Annotated in this window: 19 protein-coding genes, 1 pseudogene and 1 riboswitch; of the genes and pseudogenes, 5 read left to right on the forward strand and 15 right to left on the reverse strand. The window is 64.0% G+C overall.

The features are described 5' to 3' along the window. Window positions 1-56 precede the first annotated feature (56 nt). The 7 genes from H9X91_RS07780 to H9X91_RS07810 all read right to left on the reverse strand — a co-directional run bounded on the left by H9X91_RS07780 (window position 57) and on the right by H9X91_RS07810 (window position 6,154). Window positions 57-773 carry an IMP cyclohydrolase gene (locus tag H9X91_RS07780; RefSeq protein WP_204804092.1) on the reverse strand — a complete coding sequence of 239 codons (717 nt, stop codon included), beginning with the start codon at window positions 771-773 and terminating at the stop codon, window positions 57-59. Then, window positions 770-1,390, reverse strand: a complete 621-nt coding sequence (purN, locus tag H9X91_RS07785; protein WP_204804093.1) for a phosphoribosylglycinamide formyltransferase — start codon at window positions 1,388-1,390, stop codon at window positions 770-772. Before purN ends, H9X91_RS07780 begins: the two co-directional genes overlap by 4 nt. Further along, entirely contained in the window at window positions 1,384-2,418 is a 1,035-nt protein-coding gene (gene purM, locus H9X91_RS07790; RefSeq protein ID WP_204804094.1) for a phosphoribosylformylglycinamidine cyclo-ligase, read from the reverse strand. Before purM ends, purN begins: the two co-directional genes overlap by 7 nt. Before the next feature lies 1 nt (window position 2,419). Further along, entirely contained in the window at window positions 2,420-3,886 is a 1,467-nt protein-coding gene (gene purF, locus H9X91_RS07795; protein WP_204804095.1) for an amidophosphoribosyltransferase, read from the reverse strand. Then, window positions 3,873-4,592 carry a phosphoribosylaminoimidazolesuccinocarboxamide synthase gene (purC, locus tag H9X91_RS07800; RefSeq protein ID WP_204804096.1) on the reverse strand — a complete coding sequence of 240 codons (720 nt, stop codon included), beginning with the start codon at window positions 4,590-4,592 and terminating at the stop codon, window positions 3,873-3,875. The genes purF and purC overlap by 14 nt, the downstream gene beginning before the upstream one ends. Window positions 4,593-4,913: 321 nt before the next feature. After that, on the reverse strand, window positions 4,914-5,408 hold the full coding sequence (purE, locus tag H9X91_RS07805) for a 5-(carboxyamino)imidazole ribonucleotide mutase (protein WP_204804097.1): 495 nt from the start codon (window positions 5,406-5,408) through the stop codon (window positions 4,914-4,916). A 20-nt stretch (window positions 5,409-5,428) separates the two neighbouring features. Continuing rightward, window positions 5,429-6,154: a GntR family transcriptional regulator gene (locus H9X91_RS07810; RefSeq protein ID WP_204804098.1), complete on the reverse strand. Its 726-nt coding sequence runs from the start codon at window positions 6,152-6,154 to the stop codon at window positions 5,429-5,431. 256 nt (window positions 6,155-6,410) lie between these two features. On the opposite strand from H9X91_RS07810, the gene H9X91_RS07815 reads away from it, so the two are divergent. Beyond that, window positions 6,411-7,403: an NAD(P)-dependent oxidoreductase gene (locus H9X91_RS07815; RefSeq protein ID WP_204804099.1), complete on the forward strand. Its 993-nt coding sequence runs from the start codon at window positions 6,411-6,413 to the stop codon at window positions 7,401-7,403. A gap of 100 nt (window positions 7,404-7,503) precedes the next feature. Continuing rightward, entirely contained in the window at window positions 7,504-8,412 is a 909-nt protein-coding gene (locus tag H9X91_RS07820) for an S-layer homology domain-containing protein (protein WP_204804101.1), read from the forward strand. A gap of 58 nt (window positions 8,413-8,470) precedes the next feature. Here H9X91_RS07820 and H9X91_RS07825 read toward each other — a convergent pair whose 3' ends face one another. From H9X91_RS07825 to H9X91_RS07850, 6 genes are all read right to left on the reverse strand, one after another. Continuing rightward, window positions 8,471-9,388: an NAD(P)/FAD-dependent oxidoreductase gene (locus tag H9X91_RS07825; RefSeq protein WP_204804103.1), complete on the reverse strand. Its 918-nt coding sequence runs from the start codon at window positions 9,386-9,388 to the stop codon at window positions 8,471-8,473. A gap of 84 nt (window positions 9,389-9,472) precedes the next feature. Then, window positions 9,473-11,866 carry a ribonucleoside triphosphate reductase gene (locus H9X91_RS07830; RefSeq protein WP_204804105.1) on the reverse strand — a complete coding sequence of 798 codons (2,394 nt, stop codon included), beginning with the start codon at window positions 11,864-11,866 and terminating at the stop codon, window positions 9,473-9,475. Between the two features lie 177 nt (window positions 11,867-12,043). Beyond that, on the reverse strand, window positions 12,044-12,739 hold the full coding sequence (locus tag H9X91_RS07835; RefSeq protein WP_204804106.1) for an anaerobic ribonucleoside-triphosphate reductase activating protein: 696 nt from the start codon (window positions 12,737-12,739) through the stop codon (window positions 12,044-12,046). 133 nt (window positions 12,740-12,872) lie between these two features. Continuing rightward, window positions 12,873-13,613: an amino acid ABC transporter ATP-binding protein gene (locus tag H9X91_RS07840; protein ID WP_207754359.1), complete on the reverse strand. Its 741-nt coding sequence runs from the start codon at window positions 13,611-13,613 to the stop codon at window positions 12,873-12,875. 1 nt (window position 13,614) lies between these two features. After that, the gene (locus H9X91_RS07845) at window positions 13,615-14,490 is read right to left on the reverse strand and encodes an amino acid ABC transporter permease (RefSeq protein WP_204804107.1); all 876 of its coding nucleotides are present in this window, start codon (window positions 14,488-14,490) and stop codon (window positions 13,615-13,617) included. 186 nt (window positions 14,491-14,676) lie between these two features. Continuing rightward, window positions 14,677-15,558 (reverse strand): transporter substrate-binding domain-containing protein, encoded by an 882-nt coding sequence (locus H9X91_RS07850; protein WP_204804108.1) that lies wholly within the window; start codon window positions 15,556-15,558, stop codon window positions 14,677-14,679. A 149-nt stretch (window positions 15,559-15,707) separates the two neighbouring features. After that, a riboswitch (Lysine riboswitch) is annotated at window positions 15,708-15,880 on the reverse strand. A 197-nt stretch (window positions 15,881-16,077) separates the two neighbouring features. Here H9X91_RS07850 and H9X91_RS07855 point away from each other — a divergent pair. Further along, window positions 16,078-16,617 carry a phosphatase PAP2 family protein gene (locus H9X91_RS07855; RefSeq protein ID WP_204804109.1) on the forward strand — a complete coding sequence of 180 codons (540 nt, stop codon included), beginning with the start codon at window positions 16,078-16,080 and terminating at the stop codon, window positions 16,615-16,617. A 100-nt stretch (window positions 16,618-16,717) separates the two neighbouring features. On the opposite strand, the gene H9X91_RS07860 is transcribed toward H9X91_RS07855, so the two are convergent. Together H9X91_RS07860 and H9X91_RS07865 are read right to left on the reverse strand one after the other, a co-directional pair. Beyond that, the gene (locus tag H9X91_RS07860; protein ID WP_204804110.1) at window positions 16,718-17,101 is read right to left on the reverse strand and encodes a transporter; all 384 of its coding nucleotides are present in this window, start codon (window positions 17,099-17,101) and stop codon (window positions 16,718-16,720) included. 214 nt (window positions 17,102-17,315) lie between these two features. Continuing rightward, a complete protein-coding gene (locus H9X91_RS07865; RefSeq protein ID WP_204804111.1) occupies window positions 17,316-17,843 on the reverse strand; it encodes a hypothetical protein in 528 nt (175 codons plus the stop codon). A gap of 223 nt (window positions 17,844-18,066) precedes the next feature. On the opposite strand from H9X91_RS07865, the gene polA reads away from it, so the two are divergent. Further along, window positions 18,067-20,715 (forward strand): DNA polymerase I, encoded by a 2,649-nt coding sequence (polA, locus tag H9X91_RS07870; protein ID WP_204804112.1) that lies wholly within the window; start codon window positions 18,067-18,069, stop codon window positions 20,713-20,715. Beyond that, window positions 20,715-20,822, forward strand: a pseudogene (locus tag H9X91_RS14615) (CatA-like O-acetyltransferase); the annotation flags it as partial. The gene polA and the pseudogene H9X91_RS14615, both read left to right, overlap by 1 nt. Window positions 20,823-20,825 lie beyond the last annotated feature (3 nt).

Consider the following 20,825-nt stretch of genomic DNA (forward strand, 5'->3'; position numbering starts at 1 on the left):
GGCTTTGCCGGACACCACAATTCCTAATTCCTAACTCCTCATTCCTCATTCAGCTTCTATCTCCTCACTCCTAACGGTTGGTACTTGTTGACGATGCGCTGCTGGAAGGTGTGGGTCTCCAGGTCCGTGAAGCGGACGAAGAGGGAGATCTTGTTATCGTCGTTCAAGCTTTCCCACACGGCGGCGGTGAGGGCGTCCAGCTCCCCCTCGATGGCCACCGGCTCCGGCTCCCCGGCGAAGGAGGGGAGGGGGCTGCCGTCCCCGGCGTAGGTGTGGAGGAAGTGGCCCAGCCCCGGCTGGCCCGGGTACTCGAAGGTCTGCCGCAGGCAGCGCCTGCCGGTCTCGTCGGCGGCCTTCAGGATGGACAGCTTGTAGCTGCCGTTGGGCCCCAGCAGGCCGGAGATCCGGGGGGTCCAGTTGGGGCCGTCCGGCTCGAACGCCCGGGTGCGGAGGGCCTGCTCCATGGGAAGGCCCTGTTTCAAAAACTCCAGGATGGTGTCCGTCTGATCCCCGTTGGTGACGATGAGCCCCCGGCCCATCTGCCGCACGGGATGGTAGATAATGAGGCTGGGGTCCTCCATTTTGGCGGGGTCCGCCGCCTGGGTGCGGATGCCGTCCGGCTCCTCGGCGAAGATGCGGTTGCGGCTGTTGGCGCTGCGGCCCATGATGAAGTAGACGGCCACGGACGACTTGCCGTCCGCCGCCCTTCCCAGCACGATCCCCCGGCCGGGATAGGGGTTGCCCCGCAGCAGGGCGCACAGATCCTGTTTCACAGATGATCCTCCTTTTCCATGGCGATGTGAGCGGACAGCTGCTCCACGGCCTGGGGCAGCAGCACCCACTCCGCCTGTTCCATGACTCTGCGCTGCAAGACCTCCGGCGTGTCGCCGGGCTGCACCTCCACTGCCTTCTGCAGCAGGATGCGGCCGCCGTCGGGGATCTCATTCACCAGGTGGACCGTGGCGCCGGTGACCCTCACGCCCCGCTCCAGCGCCGCCTGGTGGACCCGCAGTCCGTAGTACCCCTTCCCGCAGAAGGCGGGGATCAGGGAGGGATGGACGTTGACGATCCGGTCCGGCCACCGCCGGACGAAGTCCGCAGACAGAATGGACAGGAACCCGGCCAGGACGATCAGATCCGCCCGGCATTCTCTCAGCTTCTGCGTCAGCGCCGCCTCGAAGGCCTCCTGCCCCAACTGCTTCCGGGGCAGGGCATAGGCCGGCACCCCGCGGCGTCTGGCCCGCTCCAGGGCAAAGGCGTCGGGGTTGCTGGAGACGACCGCCACGATCTCCCCGTGGGGCAGGGCTCCCGCCGCCTGGGCATTGAACAGCGCCTCCAGATTGGTGCCTCCGCCGGAGACCAGCACCGCGATGCGGGCCTTGTTCAGCATAGGACCACCCGCTCCTCTCCAGGGACGATCTCCCCCATCACATAGCCGGGGCAGCCGTGGTCCGCCAGGGCGGAGAGGGCCTTGTCCGCCGTCTCCCTGGAGACGATCACCGCCATGCCCACCCCCATGTTGAAGGTGTTGAACATGTCCCGCTCCGGAATGCGGCCCGTCTCCTGGAGCAGCTTGAAGATGGGCGGCGTCCGGAGGGACGCCTTTTCAATCCTGACCGTCAGGCCCTCCGGCAGGCACCGGGGGAGGTTCTCGTAAAAGCCGCCGCCGGTGATGTGGCTGATACCGTGGACCTCTGCGGCGCCGATGGCTGCCAGCACCGGCTTCACATAGATGCGGGTGGGGGTCAGCAGGGCGTCTCCCAGGCTCTCCCCCAGGTCCTCGCAGTGGGCCCGCAGGTCCGCGTGCTCCACGTGAAAGACCTTCCGCACCAGGGAGAAGCCGTTGGAGTGGAGACCGGAGGAGGGCAGGGCCAGCACCACGTCACCGGGCCGGACCCGGCTGGGATCGATGATGTCGCCCCTGTCCACGATGCCCACGGAAAAGCCTGCCAGGTCGTAGTCCTCGGCATCCATGACGCCGGGGTGCTCGGCGGTCTCCCCGCCGATGAGGGCGCAGCCTGCCTGGACACAGCCCTCCGCCACGCCGGAGACGAGGGCGGCCACCTTCTCCGGCACATTTTTGCCGATGGCGATGTAGTCCAGGAAGAACAGGGGCTTTGCCCCGCAGCAGATGATGTCGTTGACGCACATGGCCACACAGTCCACGCCCACGGTGTCGTGCCGGTCCAGCAGCTGGGCGATGCGGATCTTGGTGCCCACCCCGTCGGTGCCGGACACCAGCACCGGCTCGCGCATGCCGGAAAGATCCGGGGCGAACAGCCCGCCAAATCCCCCGATGCCGGACACCACACCGGGGATCATCGTCCGCTCCACGTGGGGGGCCATCAATTTCACGCCCTGGTATCCGGCGGTGATGTCCACCCCCGCCTTCCGATAGCTCTCCGAATAGCTCTCCATGTCAGCATTTCCCCCTCTCACTGATCTTGCACTCAAAGCGGTCCTTGCCGCCGTCCCGGGGCACGGCGGTGGGATAGCCGCCGCCGAAGCAGGCGGTGCAGAAGCCGCACTCCGTGTTGTCCGCCAGCTTCACCACGTCCTGCAGGCTCAAATACCCCAGGGAGTCCACGCCGATGATTTTTGCGATCTCCTCCACGGAGTGATTGTTGGCGATGAGCTTGGTGGGATCGTCGATGTCCGTGCCGTAGTAGCAGGCGGCCACAAAGGGCGGCGCGCTGACCCGCATGTGGATCTCCTTTGCCCCGGCTTTGCGCAGCAGGTCGATGGTCCGGCGGCAGGTGGTGCCCCGGACGATGGAGTCGTCGATCAGCACCACCCGCTTGCCCTCCACCACGGAGCGGATGGGGTTCAGCTTGATGTTGACCTCATTCTCCCGCATGGCCTGGGTGGGGGAGATGAAGGTGCGGCCGATGTATTTGTTCTTGATGAAGCCGATGCCGTATGGGATGCCGCTCTGCCGGGCATAGCCCAGGGCGGCGTCCAGGCCGGAGTCCGGCACGCCGATGACGATGTCCGCCTGGACCGGGTGCTCCAGGGCCAGGAAGGCCCCGGCACGCTGCCGGGCCACGTGGACGCTGGACCCGTCGATGACGGAGTCCGGCCGGGCGAAGTAGATGAACTCGAACACGCACAGGCGCTTTTCCGCCTGGCCGCACCGGCGGGTGTCGGACTTGACGCCGTGCTTGTCCGCCACCACGATCTCCCCGGGCAGCAGGTCCCGCTCGAACCGGGCGCCGATGGCGTCCAGGGCGCAGGACTCGGAGGCGAACACCACGCCCCCGTCCTTCAGGCGGCCCATGCACAGCGGCCGGAAGCCGTGGGGGTCCCGGACGGCGATGAGCTTGGTGGGAGAGGAGATCACCAGGGAATAGGCCCCCTCGATCCGGCCCATGGCGGCGGCGACGGCATCCTCGATGGAGGGGGCCTTCAGCCGCTCCTGGACGATGATGTAGGCGATGACCTCCGAATCCGTGGTGGTCTGGAAAATGGAGCCCCGGCTCTCCAGCTCCTGCCGCAGCTGGTGGGAGTTGGTCAGGTTGCCGTTGTGGGCCAGGGCCATGCGGCCCTTGTAGTGGTTCACCAGGATGGGTTGGACGTTGCGCTTGTTGTCGGACCCGGTGGTGCCGTAGCGCACATGGCCCACGGCGATGGTCCCCGTGCCCAAAGAGCGGAGCCGCTCTGCCGGGAACACGTCGTTCACCAGCCCCACGTCCCGGTAGGCGGTGAAGACCCCGTCGTCGTTCACCGCGATGCCGGCGCTCTCCTGCCCCCGGTGCTGGAGGGCATACAGGGCGTAGTAGGCCAGGGAGGCCACATCGGCAGTCTCCGGCGTGTACACGCCGAACACGCCGCACTCCTCGTGGATGTGGCGGGCCGGGAGCACGGCGCTGATTTCACTCCGCGTCATGGTCCAGCAGCCTCTTCATGATCTCGGCGTAGGCATCCTCCACGCCGCCCAGATCCCGGCGGAAGCGGTCCTTGTCCAGCTTCTCGTGGGTCTTTTCGTCCCAGAGACGGCAGGTGTCGGGGCTGATCTCGTCCGCCAGAACGATCGTGCCGTCGGTCAGCCGGCCGAACTCCAGCTTGAAGTCCACCAGAATGACGCCGCATTCCTTCCAGAAGGCCTTCAGAATGTCATTGACGGCAAAGGCATACTTCTTGATGGTCTCGATCTCCTCCGCCGTGGCCAGCTTCAGCGCCAGAGCGTGATAGCTGTTGAGCAGGGGATCGCCCAGCTCGTCGTTCTTGTAGGAGAACTCGATGGTGGGGGCGTCGAACACGATGCCCTCCTCCACGCCGTACCGCTTGGCGAAGGACCCGGCGGAGAGATTGCGGATGATGACCTCCAGGGGCACGATGGAGACCCTCTTCACCAGCGTCTCCCGCTCGCTCAGTTCCTTCACGAAGTGGGTGGGGATGCCGGCCTTCTCCAGCCGCCGCATCAGGGCATTGGTCATCTGATTGTTGATGACGCCCTTGCCCGCAATGGTACCTTTTTTCAGGCCATTGAAGGCAGTGGCGTCATCCTTGTAGTCCACGATATACAGCTCCGGGTCATCGGTGCGGAAGACCTTTTTGGCCTTTCCCTCATAGATCTGTTCCAGCTTCTGCATTGGAAAATCCTCCTTGTTTTTTAGTTAAGAGATAAAAGTGAAAAGATAAAAGGTATTGAGAGTGAAGAGTGGAGAGTGGAGAGTGGAGATAGGAGTTGATGGGTTCCGCCGCAGGCGGAACGATTTGAAATCGCCCGGCTCCGCCGGACACCAAATCTCTTATCTTTTATCTCTTCCCTCTTATCTGTTCTGTGTCGGCCCGGCTCTATGCCATTAGGAAATGTGAATACATCTATTAGACCGATTAGAAAAACTGAACGGTTTGGGACGGAAAATCCGGAAGCGGGGGCCGCTGGCGCAGCTCCGCGTTCCGGAGGGGCGCTATGTCAGGAGTTCACCCTGGAGCTTGGCATCCTTGGCGGCGATCTGCTCCGCCATCTTCCGGCGTTCTGCATCCAGGCGCGCCGCCAGGGCGCCGTCCTCCACCGCCAGGATCTGTGCGGCCAGGACAGCGGCGTTTTTGGCTCCGTTCAGGGCCACGGCAGCCACCGGGATGCCGCTGGGCATCTGAACGGTGGACAGCAGGGCATCCAGCCCGTCCAGGGCGCCGCCTTTCATGGGAATGCCGATGACCGGCAGGGTGGTGTTGGCGGCAAAGGCCCCCGCCAGATGCGCCGCCATGCCGGCGGCACAGATCAGCACCCCGAAGCCGTTGGCCCGGGCATTGGCGGCGAAGTCTGCCGCTTGGGCGGGGGTCCGGTGGGCGCTGAGGATATGTGCCTCATAGGGGATCTCCAGGGCGGCCAGCTGTGCGCAGGCCCCCTGGACCACGGGCCAGTCGGAATCCGACCCCATGATGACAGCGACTTTTTTCATACAGGACGCTCCTTTCCGGCTCAGAGTTTCTTCCGCATCACCGTGTGGCGGAAGATGCCGTCCACGAAGTACTCGTTGGAGCAGAATACCGGCCGGCCGTCAATGTCATAGTCCACCTCATCCATGTTCAGCAGAGGCGTACCCATGGGGACCTGAAAGATCTCCGCCAGGGATGCGTCCGCAGCAGCGGGCCGTACGTCCGTCAGGTCCAGATAGGGATAGATGCCGCAGAATCGCTGGAGGAAGTGGAAGATGGGCAGCTTGAAGTCCTGGATGGTATAGTTCCCCTTGGCCAGGGCCTTCTCCACCACGTCCTCGCAATAGATGGCGGGCCTGCCGTCGGCAGTGCACAGCCGGGCGATGCGGATGATGGGCGTACCTTCCGGAATGCGGAGCTGGGCGGCGATCTTGGCGTCCGCCGTGCCGTCCGCCACCCGGACAAAGGCCACCGCCGGCTCGTGGCCGCTCTGGCGGATCATGTCCAGGAACTCCACCTCGATATCCATGCGGGTCTGGACGTTCAGCACGTGGCGGTTGATGATGGTGCCCACCCCGTGGCGGCGGGTGATGAAGCCCTCCCGCTCCAGAGAGGCCAGGATGTCCCGCAGCTGGGTGCGGCTGATGCCCAGCTTTTCCGCCAGAACGCTCTCCCGGGGCAGGCGTTCGCAGGCGGCGTAGGGACCGTCCTTCATGTCGGCAAGGAGCTGGGAGCGGATCGTCTTGGTCTGTGTCGGCTGACCGCTCATAGTGACACCTCTTTCTGAGAGAAAATAGGTAATACCACAAAAGTCATACCCATTGTAGCGAATTTTGCCTCCAGCCGCAACTGGCAGATTTGACAGATTCCGCCCGGCTTTTTTCCCTCTGCATATCCAGTCTGCCGTCGATGGCGGGAAGCACGGGAGCAGGCCGTCCGGGCCGGCAGTTTTTCGTGGGATTTCACCGTGGACAACCGGCTGGGGGATGTTATAATGGATGCAAATGAGAAAAGGAGGCACGCCTGTGAAGATCCTGATCCTGGGCACGGAGGCCCGTTACCGGGCCTATCAGCCCGACATGCCGTTTATCGGCCGGCAGGAGCTGGTGTTTTTGGACAAGGACAGCACGGAGGACACGATCCTTGCCGCCGGCGGCGGCGCGGAGGTGCTGTTCGTAGACGCCATCACGCCGGTGTCCGGTGCCCTGATGGAGCGGATGCCCAGCCTGCGGATGGTCCATTCGGAGGGTGTCGCCTTTGACCGCATCGATCTGGCAGCCGCCAGAGACCGGGGCATCTATGTTTGCAACAACAAGGGCTGCAACGCCGGTGCCGTGGCAGAGCAGGCCATCCTGCTGATGCTGATGCTCCTGCGCCGTGCGCTGGAGGGGGACCGGGCCGTCCGGGAGGGGCGGCAGATGGAGATGAAGGAGCGGTGCATGGTGGAGGGACTCACGGAGCTCTCCGCCTGCAAGGTCGGCCTGGTGGGCTTCGGCGACATCGCCCGGGCCGCGGCGGAGCGGCTGGCCCCCTTCGGCTGTGAGCTGTACTACTACACCAAGCACCGCCGGACGCCGGAGGAGGAGCGGAAGTACGGCATCACCTACCTGCCCCTGGAGGAGCTGGCGGAGAGGAGCGACATCGTCAGCCTCCACTGCGCTGTCAATGATGAGACCCGGGGCATGGTGGACGACGCCCTGCTGAGGCGGATGAAGCCCACAGCGTACCTCATCAACACCGCCCGGGGGGACCTGGTGGACAACGACGCCCTGCGGCGGGCCCTGACGGAGGGCCGCATCGCCGGCGCGGGGCTGGACACCCTGGCCCCGGAGCCGGTGCCGGCGGACCATCCCCTGGTGACCCTGCCGCCGGAGATCCAGCGGAGGGTGGTCCTGGCGCCCCATCTGGGCGGCATCACCGAGGCGTCCTTCCGCCGGGCCCATGCCCACATGTGGCGCAATGCCCAGCGCCTGGCGGCAGGGGAGCGGCCGGACAGCGTCGTCAACGGCCTGGCGTGAATGCACCGGAGAAAAAAATCCCGCCGGCATGAAACAAAACCGGCAGAAAAACCGTCATATAGACAGATCGGAAAAATCATCAAGGGGGAGTGTGACGCCAATGGGACGTCGGATCTTGAACAGTTGGATCATGTGCCTGTGTGCCTGCCTGCTGCTGGCAAGCACTGCGGGAGCGGTGGAACCATCCGCCGGGACAGCAGAGGTGAGCCGCGGCGCATTCGTGGACGCGCTGTATGATGCCCATGTGGCCAACGGCGGCACGCCGGTGGTCAGCGAGGGCAGCGCCGCGCCCTTCCGGGACGTGGGCTCCTGGTCCCCGTATTTTGAGGCGCTGTGCTGGGCCAAGGCCAGCGGGATCGCCGGCGGCTATGCCGGAGGAGCCTTCCGCCCCTCTGCCCCGGTGACCCGGCAGCAGGCGGCGGTGATGCTGTACCGCTATGCCCAGACCACGGACCTGCCGCTGGAGGGCGGATCCAGCCGGGACCTTTCCGGCTATCGGGACGCAGATACGGTCCCGGGCTGGAGCCGGGAGGCGGTCTGCTGGGCGGTCCACAACGGCCTGTGGTACTCCGGCAGCGCCGTGGAGCTGCGGCCGGATGCGGCCGTTTCCCAGGAGGAACTGGGGGTTTTGACAGAGTGCCTGTTCCAAAGCGGGATGGCGGCGGTCTCCCTGCCGGCGGCACCGGAGGGCCTGACGCTGGAATTGCGGCAGTGCTCCACCACCGGGGCCACGCTCCTGCTGAAAAACGAGACGGAGGCGGCGTTTTCCTATGGTGCGGCATACGGCCTCTACCGGCAGGTGAACGGGGGCTGGTATGAGATGAACGAAGAGGCGGCGTCCATCGCCATCCTCTACACACTGGGGCCCGGAGAGAGCCGGGAGCTCACGCTCCACTGGGGAGATATGGAGTGGGCCGGTGTTTTGCCGCAGGGGACATACTGCGTCAGCAAAAGCGGCACGCTGGGCGATCAGCCCGCCACAGTCTCCGCCACGTTCGCCATCAGATAGATCTCCAAAGAGAGACGGCCGCCGGAACTCCGGCGGCCGTCTCTTTTTGGATCGGAACTCAGGCCCGCTGGCTGCAGATCCGGCAGGCGGCCAGGGCCGCCACAGCGCCGTCGGCGCAGGCGGTGGTCAGCTGGCGGACGCCTTTGGCCCGGATGTCTCCGGCCGCGAACACGCCGGGCACTGGCGTGGCGCAGTTCTCCCCGGCGGCGATGAAGCCTGCCCCGTCCACGGGGATCCCCAGGGACTGGGCCAGCCGGCTCTCCGGCAGCTGGCCCACTGCCTGGAACAGAGCGGAGACCGGCAGATGGGACGCTTCCCCGGTCTCGGTGTTCCGCAGCATCAGACCGGAGAGGCGCCCCCCTGCGCTCTCCAGCCCCTCCACCACGGTGGAGGGAAGCAGGGTGAGGTTCCCCCGCTCCGCCGCCTGCGCCACCAGGATGGGATCCGCCCGGAAGGAATCCCGCCGGTGGATCAGCGTCACATGGCGGCAGATGTCCGCCAGATACAGGGCGTCCTGAAAGGCGGTGTTGCCGCCGCCGGCCACGGCCGCGTCCTGTCCGGCGTAAAAGGCCCCGTCGCACACCGCACAGTAGGAGATCCCCGCCAGACCATCCTCACCGGGAAGGCCCAGCGTCCGGCGGCGCATCCCAACGGCCAGGATCACGGCGCCCGCGCCGTAGGCTCCATAGTCCGTGACCACCCGTTTGGGCGTGCCGTCCCGGATCTCCAGCACCTCCTCCAGTTCGATCCGGGCCCCCAGGGACTCCGCCTGGCCGTACAGGCGGTCCGCCAGCTCTGCACCGGAGACAGCGGGCAGGCCCGGAAAATTCTCCACCTTGGGGGCAGAGGCGATCTGCCCGCCGAAGCTCTCCTTTTCCAGCAGCAGCACGGACTTTCCGGCCCGGCGGGCATAGATGGCGGCGGTGAGCCCGGCCGGGCCGCCGCCCACGATGACGATGTCGAAATAGGGTTCCATGGTGATGACCTCACTTGTATAGGATGAGTGGGATGAAAAAGGAGGGACTTGGAGTCCCTCCTTTTTGGTTGTTTGTTCCGGTGCTTACTTGCTCTGGCTGGCGAACTTCTTGATGGTGGAGGCGTTCACCAGCTTTTCCACCTGATCCCCGTGGCGGACGATCAGAGTGGGGGCCTGCTGGATGCCGTATTGGCTCACCAGGTCCATGTGCTCGCTGACGTCCATCACCTGGTAGGTGAGACCCGCCTTCTCCAGCTCGCTCCTGGCGATCTTGCAGTTGGGGCAGGTCTTGGTGGTGAAGAGGAACAGCCCGTCCTGCCCGCTCTCTGCCGGGGAGGTGGGGGCGGTGCCTGCGGCGGGCTCCGTCACGGACTCCCGGTCGCAGAGACGGCGGCCCTCCAGGCGGGAGTTCTCCACCTCGTACTCTCTCCGGTCCTTGAACTCCTGGACCTTGCCGTCGTTCCAGTTCTGCACCGGGCGGTAATAGCCGGTGATACGGCTCCACACCTCGCATTTCTGTCCGCATTTGGGACAGGTGAAGTGCTCGCCGGAGAGGTAGCCGTGGTCCGGGCAGATGGAGTAGGTGGGGGACATGGTGTAGTAGGGGAGCTTGAAGTTCTCCGCGATCTTCCGCACCAGGTTGGCGGCGGCCTTCCAGTCCGGCAGCTTCTCGCCCAGGAAGGCATGGAACACGGTGCCGGAGGTGTACAGAGTCTGCAGGTCGTCCTGGATGGCCAGGGCCTCGAAGATGTCGTTGGTGTAGCCCACCGGCAGATGGGAGGAGTTGGTGTAGTAGGGCGTGTCGCCGGGATTCTTGGCGGCGGTGATGATATCGGGATACAGCGCCACGTCGTGCTTGGCCAGCCGGTAGGTGGTGGACTCCGCCGGGGTGGCCTCCAGATTGTACAGGTCGCCGTACTCCTCCTGATAGTCCCGCAGCCGCTCCCGCATGTGGTTCAGCACGTCTTTCGCGAACTGCTGGGTCTCCGGATGGGTCAGGTCCTTCCGCAGCCACTTGGCATTCAGGCCCACCTCGTTCATGCCGATGAGGCCGATGGTGGAGAAGTGGTTGTCAAAGGTGCCCAGGTAGTATTTCGTATAGGGGTACAGGCCCGCGTCCATCAGCTTGGTGATGACGGTCCGCTTCACCTTCAGGCTCCGGGCGGCAATGTCCATCATGTGGTCCAGCCGCTGATAGAATTCCTCCGGCGTCTGGCTCAGATAGGCGATCCGGGGCAGATTGATGGTCACCACGCCCACGGACCCGGTGGACTCGCCGGAGCCGAAGTAGCCGCCGGACTTCTTCCGCAGCTCCCGCAGGTCCAGCCGCAGGCGGCAGCACATACTGCGCACGTCACTGGGCTCCATGTCGGAGTTGATGTAGTTGGAGAAGTAGGGGGTGCCGTACTTGGCGGTCATCTCGAACAGCAGCCGGTTGTTCTCCGTGTCGGACCAGTCGAAGTCCCGGGTGATGGAGTAGGTAGGGATGGGGTACTGGAAGCCCCGGCCGTCGGCGTCGCCCTCGGTCATGATCTCGATGAACGCCTTGTTCACCATGTCCATTTCCTTCTTGCAGTCGCCGTAGGTGAAGTCCTGCTCCCTGCCGCCCACGATGGCCGGCAGGTTCTCCAGGTCCTTGGGCACCGTCCAGTCCAGGGTGATGTTGGAGAACGGCGCCTGGGTGCCCCAGCGGCTGGGGGTGTTCACGCCGAACACAAAGGACTGGATGCACTGCTTGACCTCTTTCTGGGAGAGGTTGTCCACCTTGACGAAGGGGGCCAGGTAGGTGTCAAAGGAAGAAAACGCCTGGGCGCCGGCCCACTCGTTCTGCATGATGCCCAGGAAGTTCACCATCTGGTTGCAGAGGGTGGACAGGTGGCTGGCCGGGGTGGAGTTGATCTTGCCGGGGATGCCCAGGCCCTGCTGGATCAGCTGCTTCAAGCTCCACCCGGCGCAGTAGCCGGTGAGCATGGACAGGTCGTGGAGATGGAGGTCGCCGCTCTTGTGGGCGTCGGCGATCTCCTGGTCATAGATCTCGCTGAGCCAGTAGTTGGCAGTGATGGCGCCGGAGTTGGACAGGATCAGTCCGCCCACGGAGTAGGTGACGGTGGAGTTCTCCTTCACCCGCCAGTCGTTGATCTGCAGGTAGTTGTCCACCAGCTCCTTGTAGTCCAGCATGGTGGAGTGGAGATTGCGGATCTTCTCCCGCTGCTTGCGGTAGAGGATGTAGGCCTTGGCCACGTCCTCATAGCCGGCCCGGCCCAGCACGCTCTCCACGCTGTCCTGGATGTCCTCCACGGTGATCTTGCCGTCGCGGATCTTGTCCTGGTAGTCTGCCGTGACCTTCAGGGCAAGGAAATCGATGATGTCCGGGTTGTACTCCTTCCCGGTGGCCTCGAAGGCCTTGGTGATGGCGGTGCTGATCTTGGAGATGTCGAAAGAGGCGATCTTCCCATCCCGCTTGACGACCTGATACATGAAACCCCTGCTTTCTCTATAAAAAATCGAATGCGACCGATCCCGATCCGCGTACAGACGAATGGGCGCCCGCGCGCCCTGTACCTACCATTTTACCACTTCCTGTGGTGGTGTCAATTAGGAGAACCACTATATCTTGGGTAAAAAATCTGTGAAAACGCTGAAAATCGCAGAGAGCTACTCCACGCCCCGCAGCGCCACGCAGCCGAAATGGGGCCTTACCCGGTCAGCGAACGCCCGCAGTTCCTCCGGGGAAAAGCCGTGGTATCCCCGGCCGATGAGGTTGCCGGAATCCACGAAATTCTGCAGGAAGTATTTGGGCGCCCCCTCCAGCCAGACCGCGATGTCGTCCAGATCCTCCGGCCGGTGGAGCTCCCGCACCAGGGTGGTGCGGAATTCGCAGTCCACGCCGCTCTCCCGCAGCAGCCGGACGCTCTCCTCCACCGGCGAGAGGTCGAAGCCCGGCACCCCCACGGTCTCGGCGTACCGCGCCCGGCTGTTCTTCACGTCCATGGCCACATAGTCCGCCAGGCCCGCCTCCAGGATCTCCGCCAGGGCCGCCGGGTGGCAGCCGTTGGTGTCCAGCTTTACGGCAAAGCCCAGTTCCCGGACAGCTTGCAGGAACTCTGCCGCGTCCGGCTGGAGCAGCGGCTCCCCTCCGGTGAGGACCACCCCGTCCAAAAGCCCCTTCCGGGAGGACAGAAAGTCCAGCACCTCCCGCTCCGGGATCTCCGGCGTCTCCGCCAGCCGGGTCACCAGCAGGGCGTTGTGGCAGAAGGGGCACCGCAGGTCACACCCGCCGGTGAACACCGTGGCCGCCAGCTTTCCGGGATAGTCCACCATGGCCAGCTTCTGAAGTCCGTGAATGTGCATGCGTTGTTCCCTCCAGACACAAGATATTGTTATTGTAGGCGAATTTTCCCACAAGAACAAGTGGTAGACGCAACATCCCGGAAAAAACCGCAAAAAAAGTTCCCGGAGGCAGCGCCTCCGGGAACCGGCGGATTCAGTTCTTGCGGAACCGGGAGAGAAAGTCCTTCGTCTCCTGCCGCTGGGGGTCGCCGAAGATCTGCTCCGGCGTGCCCTCCTCACAGATGATACCCTGGTTCATATACACCACATGGCTGCTGACATCCCGGGCAAAGGCCATCTCGTGGGTCACCACCAGCATGGTCATGCCGGCCCGTGCCAGATCCTGCATGACGGAGAGGACCTCACCCACCATCTCCGGGTCCAGGGCGGAGGTGGGCTCGTCGAACAGCAGCACCTCCGGCTCCATGGCCAGGGCCCGGGCGATGGCCACCCGCTGCTTCTGGCCGCCGGAGATCTGCCGGGGCTTGGCGTTGATGTAGGGGGCCATGCCCACCTGCTCCAGATACTGCATGGCATTTTTCCGGGCAGTCTCCCGGTCCTTTTTCAGTACCTTCACCTGGCCCACCACGCAGTTTTCCAGCACGGTCATATTGTTGAACAGGTTGAAGGACTGGAACACCATGCCCACGTGAGAGCGGTACTCCGGTGCGTTGACCTTGGGGCCGGTGACGCTCTGCCCGTGGTACAGGATCTCGCCGCTGGTGGGCGTCTCCAGCAGATTGATGCACCGCAGCAGGGTGCTCTTGCCGGAGCCGGAAGAGCCGATGATGCTGGTGACGTCGCCCTTGTTCACAGTGAAGTCGATGTCCCGCAGCACCTCATGGCTGCCGAAGGACTTGCTCAGATGCCGGATCTCCAAAATCATATCGTCCATGTCAGCGATCTCCTCTCGTACGGCCGTGCTTCAGTTCCTGGCGGATCCGATCCCGTTCCTCCGGGCTCCGCTCGTCGAAGGGCGTGCCCCGGTCAGGATGGCTGTAGGTGCCGGCGGCCATCACCAGGGGGTCCCCCGTCACCAGCTCGTAGTCGCCGCTGCCGTCCATCCGCTTCTCCACCCAGCGCAGGATAAAGGAGGCGATCAGGGTCATGGTCAGGTAGCCTGCCATCTCGATGGTGGCGGAGGGGAAGTAGAGGTAGGTGGCTCCCACCGCGCCCCGGTGGGCAGCGAAGAACTCCGTGAAGGAGATGATGAACATGACCGAGGAGTCCTTGATGTTGATAATCAGGTTGTTGCCGATCTGGGGCATGATGTTGCGCAGGGCCTGGGGCAGGATGACGCTGGTCATGGTCTGCACATGGGTCATGCCGATGGCCTTGGCGCCCTCCGTCTGGCCGGGGTCGATGGAGATGATGCCGCCCCGGACGGACTCGGCCATATAGGCGCCGGTGTTGATGGAGACCACCAGGATGGCCGCCATCCAGACGCTGGGCCACTGGACCGTGTTATTGGTGAAGTAGGGCAGGCCGTAGTAAATGAACACGGCCTGGAGCATCATGGGTGTGCCCCGGAAGACCTCCACATAGACCCGCACGATCACCCGGATCAGCTTGACGAGAAAGCGCTTGACGAGGGGATCCGATTTGGCGCAGGGGATGGTGTTGAGGACGCCGCATACAAAGCCGATGATGCAGCCGATGATGGTGGCCACGATGGCCAGGATCAGGGTGTTCTGAATGCCGTTGAGATAGTCGCCGCCGCTTCGCTCCCAGAGCTTTACGATGTCGGCGCCCAGCTGTGCGAATCGTTCCATGGGGGAGGACTCCCTTCCTTATATAAATAATAGATTTCATAGATTGCAGTAAAAATCCCGCTGTTCCGGGGCGCATCGGAAGGGGGGCGTGACCTGACGTCCGCCTTCCGATGCGTCCCGGAGCGGAAGGCGCGCCGGCACCTTCCGCTCCGGGGAAAAGTCAGACTGTGATTGCCGGGATCAGCCTCAGCCCTCGCTCAGGGGCTGGATGGCAATGGCCTCGTCCATCATGGCGTTGAAGTCGTCCGCGGTCATGGTGGAGAGCACGCTGTCGATGGCGTCCTTCAGCTCGGTGTTGCCCTTCATGACGGACACGCCGATGTTGATGTCGCCCTCGTCGGCCACGAAGTTGTCGTCGCTGTCGGAGAAGTCCAGGATGGTCATGTCGGGATAGGCGGCCACGGCACCCATGGCGGTGGGCATGTCGGTGCAGATGAAGTCCACGGTGCCGGTCTCCAGGGCCATCAGCATGGCGGGCGCGGTCTCGGCGGCGGGCTGGATCTGGGCACCTTCGATCTGGGGCAGCATGGAGTCATACCAGATGGTGGCGATCTGGGCGGTGCAGGAGCCGCCGGACAGGTCGCTGATGCCGGTGGCGGAGGCGTAGGGGCTGTCGGCCTTGGTGACGCAGACGATGGAGGCGTAGTAGTAGGGGCCCGCGAAGTCCACCTGCTCCATGCGGTCGGCGGTCATGGACTGGCCGGCGATGACGGCGTCATAGACGCCGGACTGGACGCCGGGCACCAGGGAGTCCCAGTCGGTGCGGACGATCTCCAGCTCCCAGCCGTTGGCCTCGCAGATCTTCTTGGCCATCATCACGTCGTAGCCGTTGGCGTACTCGGTGGAGTCCTTGATGGGCACGGCGCCGTTGGAATCGTCGCTCTGGGTCCAGTTGTAGGGGGCGTAGGCGCACTCCATGGCGATGGTCAGCACGCCGTCCTCCACGCCGGAGGACACAGCCGTGGTCTCGTCGGAGGACGCGCCGTCCTCGGTGTCAGTGCTGCCGCCGCAGGCGGCCAGGGATGCGGTCATGGCCAGGGCCATCAGCAGGGTCAGAAGTCTCTTCATGTTCATTCACCTTTCCAAAAAATCTCCGCGGCGTTTCCGGTGTCCGCCCCACGCCCGCCGCTGGCAGAGGAGTGAACAAAAAATGGACCGCTTTGTCAAGCGGTCCATGGAAAATACGGAAAGAAGCCCCGGAGGGACACTCCCGAACAGCCATCGATAGCGCTTCACAAAGGTTTGTGACAGTCCGGCAGGTATTCCCTGACGACCCAGCGCCGGAAGGACAGGCATCGTCCCGGCACTTCGGCGGCGGACCCTTTCCCACCCGGCGGCTGCCTGGCCTTGCCGGAGCGGTACTGATGAACGCCGCGCCTCTATCTGAGCGATCCAATTTTGATTGGTATCCTATCACGTTCCCCCGGAGATGTCAACGCCTGTTTCCAAAAAAATGGAAGCAGTCCCGCAGATTTGTGCAGATCGGAGAAGAAAATGGCGAAAGGCATTGCGCACTGTGGGAATATTATGGTATGATGCCCCAAGTGACATCCGGCGGAGCTGCCGGAGGAAGGAGTGTGAGGTGCCATGCAGACGGCGGAGCTGGCGGTGCTGGACTGGATCCAGACCCATCTGCGGTGCGGCTTTCTGGATGCGGTGCTGCCGGTCATCAGCTGGACCTGCGACCACGGGGAGATCTGGATCCTGCTGGCGGCGGTGCTGCTGTTCTGGAAAAAACACCGGTGGACGGGGGTGTCGGTGTCCTTCGCCCTGATCCTGGACCTGATCTGCTGCAACATGATCCTGAAGCCCCTGGTGGGCCGCATCCGGCCCTTTGCGGTGAACACGGCGGTGGAGCTGCTGACTGCGCCCCCCGCAGACGCCTCGTTCCCCTCGGGCCACACGGCGGCGTCCTTCGCGGCGGTGTTCGCCCTGTGGGCCTCCGGCAGCCCCCTGTGGAAGCCGGCGGCGGTGCTGGCGTCGGTCATCGCCTTCTCCCGGCTGTACCTGTACGTCCACTGGCCCACCGACGTGCTGGGAGGCATCGTGGTAGGGGCCGTTGTCGGCACGGCGGGTGCCTGGATCGCCAAGAGACTGCGGAAGAAGCTGGGGGAAATTAGGAGTTAGGAATTAGGAGTTAGGAATTGATGTGTTCCGCCGCAGGCGGAACGATTTCAATTTGTCCGGCTCCGCCGGACGCCAAAATTCCTCATTCCTAATTCCTAACTCATTCCGTGTCTTCCCTGGTCTGCAGAAACTTCTTGATGGCAAAGATCCCCGCCACGGCGGCCACGCCCAGCAGGGTCTCCACCGCGTCGGTGTGGTTGACGATCATCTGCCGGACGATGGTGAACAGCAGCACGTCCACCACCGCGTCAGCGGTGTGGAGAGCCAGCATCTTCACGAACTCGATGCCCATCACCAGCAGCAGCGTGCCGGAGAGGAAGTCCCCCAGAGCGAAGTCCGCCGGTGAGAGGACCAGGGTCCGGGCAGTTTCCCACAGGAGCAGTCCGGCAGCGCAGACGATCACCACCAGAATGACGGCGGCGATGAGGAGCTCCAGGGCCCGGGCGGCCTTTAACAGCAGGGTGTGAGAGGGACGGTGATCCATAGTGCCTCCTTGTGCCGCAAACGGCAGAGAAAATCAATGAGGAATGAGGAGTTAGGAATGAGGAATGAAAAGCCGTAGGGGCCGACCTGTGTGTCGGCCCGTTGCTCGATGCTGGAGCGGCCCCTTCTGTGCCGTAGGGGCGGCAAGTTGCCGCCCGGGGGGAACCGGCAGGGGGATGGCGGACGGGCGGACACATAGGTCCGCCCCTACAGGGTCATGCTTCCCACTCCCCCTTGTGTTCCTCCCACCAGGCCGGGAAGGCCGGGTCCTTCGGGGAGAGGGTGGGGGTGACTGCTTTGCAAAGCGGGGTCTCCTGGTACTTGGCAATAAATTTGTTGATAATCTTAATATCGTTTGCCGCTGACAAATAAATCAGCTGCATAATGGATGCTCTCTCGACCGTCCAGCTCTTTCCTGAATAAGAGAGAGAAAAATCTCCCTCTTTGAGTTGCAGTTGGCCGTGATGTACCGCCCCAAGCTGACCAAACAGATATTCGATATTCCTCCGGTTCTCCAGTATGATTTTTCTGTCAAAGGCGATCCCAGTATCTTCCCGCTCATATCCCAATTCTTTGAGGTAGAGATGGCTATATGAGGTTTCTGCACAGCCTTTTTTCGCCAAGCACCGATCAAAGATGGCCTGGACATTGGCCTCGGTCAGTTCCGCAACGCAGGGCGGATATTTCTTGACTGCGTCAAGCAGTTCATCCAGTTCCAAATCGTCATCGTCAAACAAACCCATAACACAAGCCCCCCTCCGGCGCCGGAACGGCGCCGTTTTATTCGCTTCTATCATACAATATCCGCCCGCCCTTTGCAAGGCCGGCGGGGCGGGGTTTCCGGCTTTGCCGGACGGGGGGCGTCCGGGCCGGCCCGGCGGCGCAAACCCGCCTTGCGAAAACGTTGGATTTGGGATATACTATATCTCTATGGAAAAATCAGCCTGCGGGCAGGAGGGACTTCCCATGAAGCTCATGGTCATCGACGGCAACAGCATCCTGAATCGGGCCTACTACGGCATCCGCCCCCTCACCACACGGGACGGGCTCTACACCCACGCCATCTTCGGCTTCCTCACTACCCTCCTCCGGCTGGAGGGGGAGGAAGCGCCGGACGCCCTGTGCGTCACCTTTGACGTCCACGCCCCCACCTTCCGCCACCAGGCGTCGGAGGCCTACAAGGCCACCCGCAAGCCCATGCCGGAGGAGCTGCGGATGCAGGTGCCGGTGCTGAAGGAGGTGCTGGACGCCCTGCGCATCCCCCGGTACGAGCTGGAGGGCTGGGAGGCCGACGACCTCATCGGCACCATCTCCCGACGGTGTGAGGCGGACGGCTGGGACTGCGTGGTGGTCACCGGCGACAAGGACAGTCTGCAGCTCATCACAGACCGAACCATGGTGAAGCTGGTGTCCACCCGCATGGGGCAGACCGTAACCCGTGACATGACGGAGGCCGCCTTCCGGGAGCAGTACGGCTTCGCTCCCATCCACATGATCGACCTGAAGGCCCTGATGGGGGACAGCTCCGACAACATCCCCGGCGTCCCCGGCATCGGGGAGAAGACCGCCATGGCCCTGATCCAGCAGTACGAGAGCATCGACAACCTGTACGCCCGGATGCCGGACATCGATGCCAAGCCCGCCGCTGTCCGCAAGCTGGCGGAGGGGGAGAAAAGCGCCCGGGAGTCCTATTGGCTGGCCACCATCGTCACCGACGCTCCCCTGGAGTTCCGGCCGGAGGACAACCTGCGGCAGCAGCCTGGCCCGGACGCCTACCCGCTGTTTTTGAAGCTGGAGTTCACCAAGCTCATCGAGAAGTTCGGCCTGGCCCCGGCGGAGGCCGTGACCGCAGAGAAGCCCAGCTGTGACATGACCGTGGAGCAGGTGACGGACCCGGCTCAGGTGGAGCGCCTGCTGGCCCAGTGGCGGCAGGCGGACCACGTGGCGGTGCTGGCATTGCCGGATCTGACAGGCCTGTCCGTGGTCTGCTGGACCGGGGAGAACACCGGCGTCACGGCGGAGCTGTTCTTCGAGAAGTACCAGGGGGACTGGAACGCATTGCTGACCGCCCTGTTCTCGGCGGACATCCGCAAGGTCTCCCACAACGTAAAGGACCTGATGCGGACCCTGCTGGAGAACCACCTCCCGGCGGAGGGGTTCGTGTTCGACACGGCCCTGGCCGCCTACCTGCTGGACGCCACGGCGGGGAGCTATGACCTCGCCCGTCTGTTCGTCTCCTATTTCAACGAGGAGCTGCCAAAGCCCCTGTATTTGGAGAAGGACGCCTTCTCCCTGCTGGGGGACGCCGCGGCGGCGGAGGCCAGCTTCGACAGCTACGCCGCCGCCGTGGACGCCCTGTACGGCGCCCTGGCCCCTAGGCTGCGGGAGGAGCAGATGTGGGACCTCTATGAGACGGCGGAGCTGCCCCTGTGCCGGGTGCTGGCGGAGATGGAGATCGCCGGCTGCCGGGTGGACGCCAAAGCCCTAGCGGCTTTCGGGGACCTGCTGGCCGCCCGGAGCGCGGAGCTGGAACAGCAGATCTATGATTTAGCGGGGGAGGAGTTCAACATCAACTCCCCCAAGCAGCTGGGCGAGATTTTGTTCGGCAAGCTGGGGCTGCCTCACGGCAAAAAGACGAAAACCGGCTGGTCCACCAACGCCGACGTGCTGGAAAAGCTCCGGTACGAGGCTCCCATTGTGGGGGCGGTGCTGGAGTACCGGCAGTACGCCAAGCTGAAATCCACCTATGCCGATGGGCTGCTGAAGGCCATGGACCCGGACGGCCGGGTGCGGACTTCCTTCCAGATGACGGTGACGGCCACGGGCCGCCTGAGCTCCACGGAGCCCAATCTCCAGAACATCCCCACCCGTACGGACCTGGGCAGCGAGATCCGAAAAATGTTCATCCCGGCGGAGGGCTGCGTCCTGGTGGACGCGGACTACTCCCAGATCGAGCTGCGGCTGCTGGCCCACATCTCCGGGGACCGGGACATGCAGGCGGCCTTCCTCTCCGGCGGGGACTTCCACGCGGAGACGGCGGCCAAGGTGTTCCACGTGGCGCCGGACCAGGTGACCCACGAGATGCGCCGCCAGGCCAAGGCGGTGAACTTCGGCATCGTCTACGGCATCTCCGCCTTCTCCCTGAGCCAGGACATCGGCGTCAGCGTGGCGGAGGCCAAGGCGTATATGGAGGCGTACTTCGCCACCTTCCCCGGCGTCCGGACCTACATGGACGCCATTGTGGAGCGGGCCAGGGAGCAGGGGTATGTGGAGACCCTGTTCCACCGCCGGCGGGACCTGCCGGAGCTGAAGTCCTCCAACTTCAACCTTCGCTCCTTCGGCGAGCGGGTGGCGCTGAACATGCCCATCCAGGGCACGGCGGCGGACATCATGAAGCTGGCCATGGTGGCGGTGTGGAAGCGGCTGCGCGCCGAGCTGCCGGAGGCCCGGCTGGTGCTCCAGGTCCACGACGAACTGATCGTGGAGTGCCCGGAGCCACAGGCGGAGCGGGCGGCGGCGCTTTTGAAGGCGGAGATGGAAAACGTGGTGGGCCTGACCGTCCCCCTGACGGCGGACGCCCACTGGGGCAAAAACTGGCTGGAGGCCAAGGGCTGATGGGATTTTGCAGGATCGACTACGACGCCTGGCCCCGCCGCTCGTATTTTGAGCACTACCACCGGGACGTGCCCTGCTGGTACAGCATGACGGCGGATGTGGACATCACC

The organism is Oscillibacter valericigenes (assembly GCF_016902445.1).
In the GTDB taxonomy this organism is placed as follows: Bacteria; Bacillota; Clostridia; order Oscillospirales; family Oscillospiraceae; genus Oscillibacter; species Oscillibacter avistercoris.

What these genes read in the sequence shown, in the direction of transcription:
- purN (WP_204804093.1), bottom strand. Translation starts at nt 1,390, where the DNA reads ATGCTGAACAAGGCCCGCATCGCGGTGCTGGTCTCCGGCGGAGGCACC.
- purM (WP_204804094.1), bottom strand. Translation starts at nt 2,418, where the DNA reads ATGGAGAGCTATTCGGAGAGCTATCGGAAGGCGGGGGTGGACATCACC.
- purF (WP_204804095.1), bottom strand. Translation starts at nt 3,886, where the DNA reads ATGACGCGGAGTGAAATCAGCGCCGTGCTCCCGGCCCGCCACATCCAC.
- purC (WP_204804096.1), bottom strand. Translation starts at nt 4,592, where the DNA reads ATGCAGAAGCTGGAACAGATCTATGAGGGAAAGGCCAAAAAGGTCTTC.
- purE (WP_204804097.1), bottom strand. Translation starts at nt 5,408, where the DNA reads ATGAAAAAAGTCGCTGTCATCATGGGGTCGGATTCCGACTGGCCCGTG.
- H9X91_RS07810 (WP_204804098.1), bottom strand. Translation starts at nt 6,154, where the DNA reads ATGAGCGGTCAGCCGACACAGACCAAGACGATCCGCTCCCAGCTCCTT.
- H9X91_RS07820 (WP_204804101.1), top strand. Translation starts at nt 7,504, where the DNA reads ATGGGACGTCGGATCTTGAACAGTTGGATCATGTGCCTGTGTGCCTGC.
- H9X91_RS07825 (WP_204804103.1), bottom strand. Translation starts at nt 9,388, where the DNA reads ATGGAACCCTATTTCGACATCGTCATCGTGGGCGGCGGCCCGGCCGGG.
- H9X91_RS07830 (WP_204804105.1), bottom strand. Translation starts at nt 11,866, where the DNA reads ATGTATCAGGTCGTCAAGCGGGATGGGAAGATCGCCTCTTTCGACATC.
- H9X91_RS07835 (WP_204804106.1), bottom strand. Translation starts at nt 12,739, where the DNA reads ATGCACATTCACGGACTTCAGAAGCTGGCCATGGTGGACTATCCCGGA.
- H9X91_RS07840 (WP_207754359.1), bottom strand. Translation starts at nt 13,613, where the DNA reads ATGGACGATATGATTTTGGAGATCCGGCATCTGAGCAAGTCCTTCGGC.
- H9X91_RS07845 (WP_204804107.1), bottom strand. Translation starts at nt 14,490, where the DNA reads ATGGAACGATTCGCACAGCTGGGCGCCGACATCGTAAAGCTCTGGGAG.
- H9X91_RS07850 (WP_204804108.1), bottom strand. Translation starts at nt 15,558, where the DNA reads ATGAAGAGACTTCTGACCCTGCTGATGGCCCTGGCCATGACCGCATCC.
- H9X91_RS07855 (WP_204804109.1), top strand. Translation starts at nt 16,078, where the DNA reads ATGCAGACGGCGGAGCTGGCGGTGCTGGACTGGATCCAGACCCATCTG.
- H9X91_RS07860 (WP_204804110.1), bottom strand. Translation starts at nt 17,101, where the DNA reads ATGGATCACCGTCCCTCTCACACCCTGCTGTTAAAGGCCGCCCGGGCC.
- H9X91_RS07865 (WP_204804111.1), bottom strand. Translation starts at nt 17,843, where the DNA reads ATGGGTTTGTTTGACGATGACGATTTGGAACTGGATGAACTGCTTGAC.
- polA (WP_204804112.1), top strand. Translation starts at nt 18,067, where the DNA reads ATGAAGCTCATGGTCATCGACGGCAACAGCATCCTGAATCGGGCCTAC.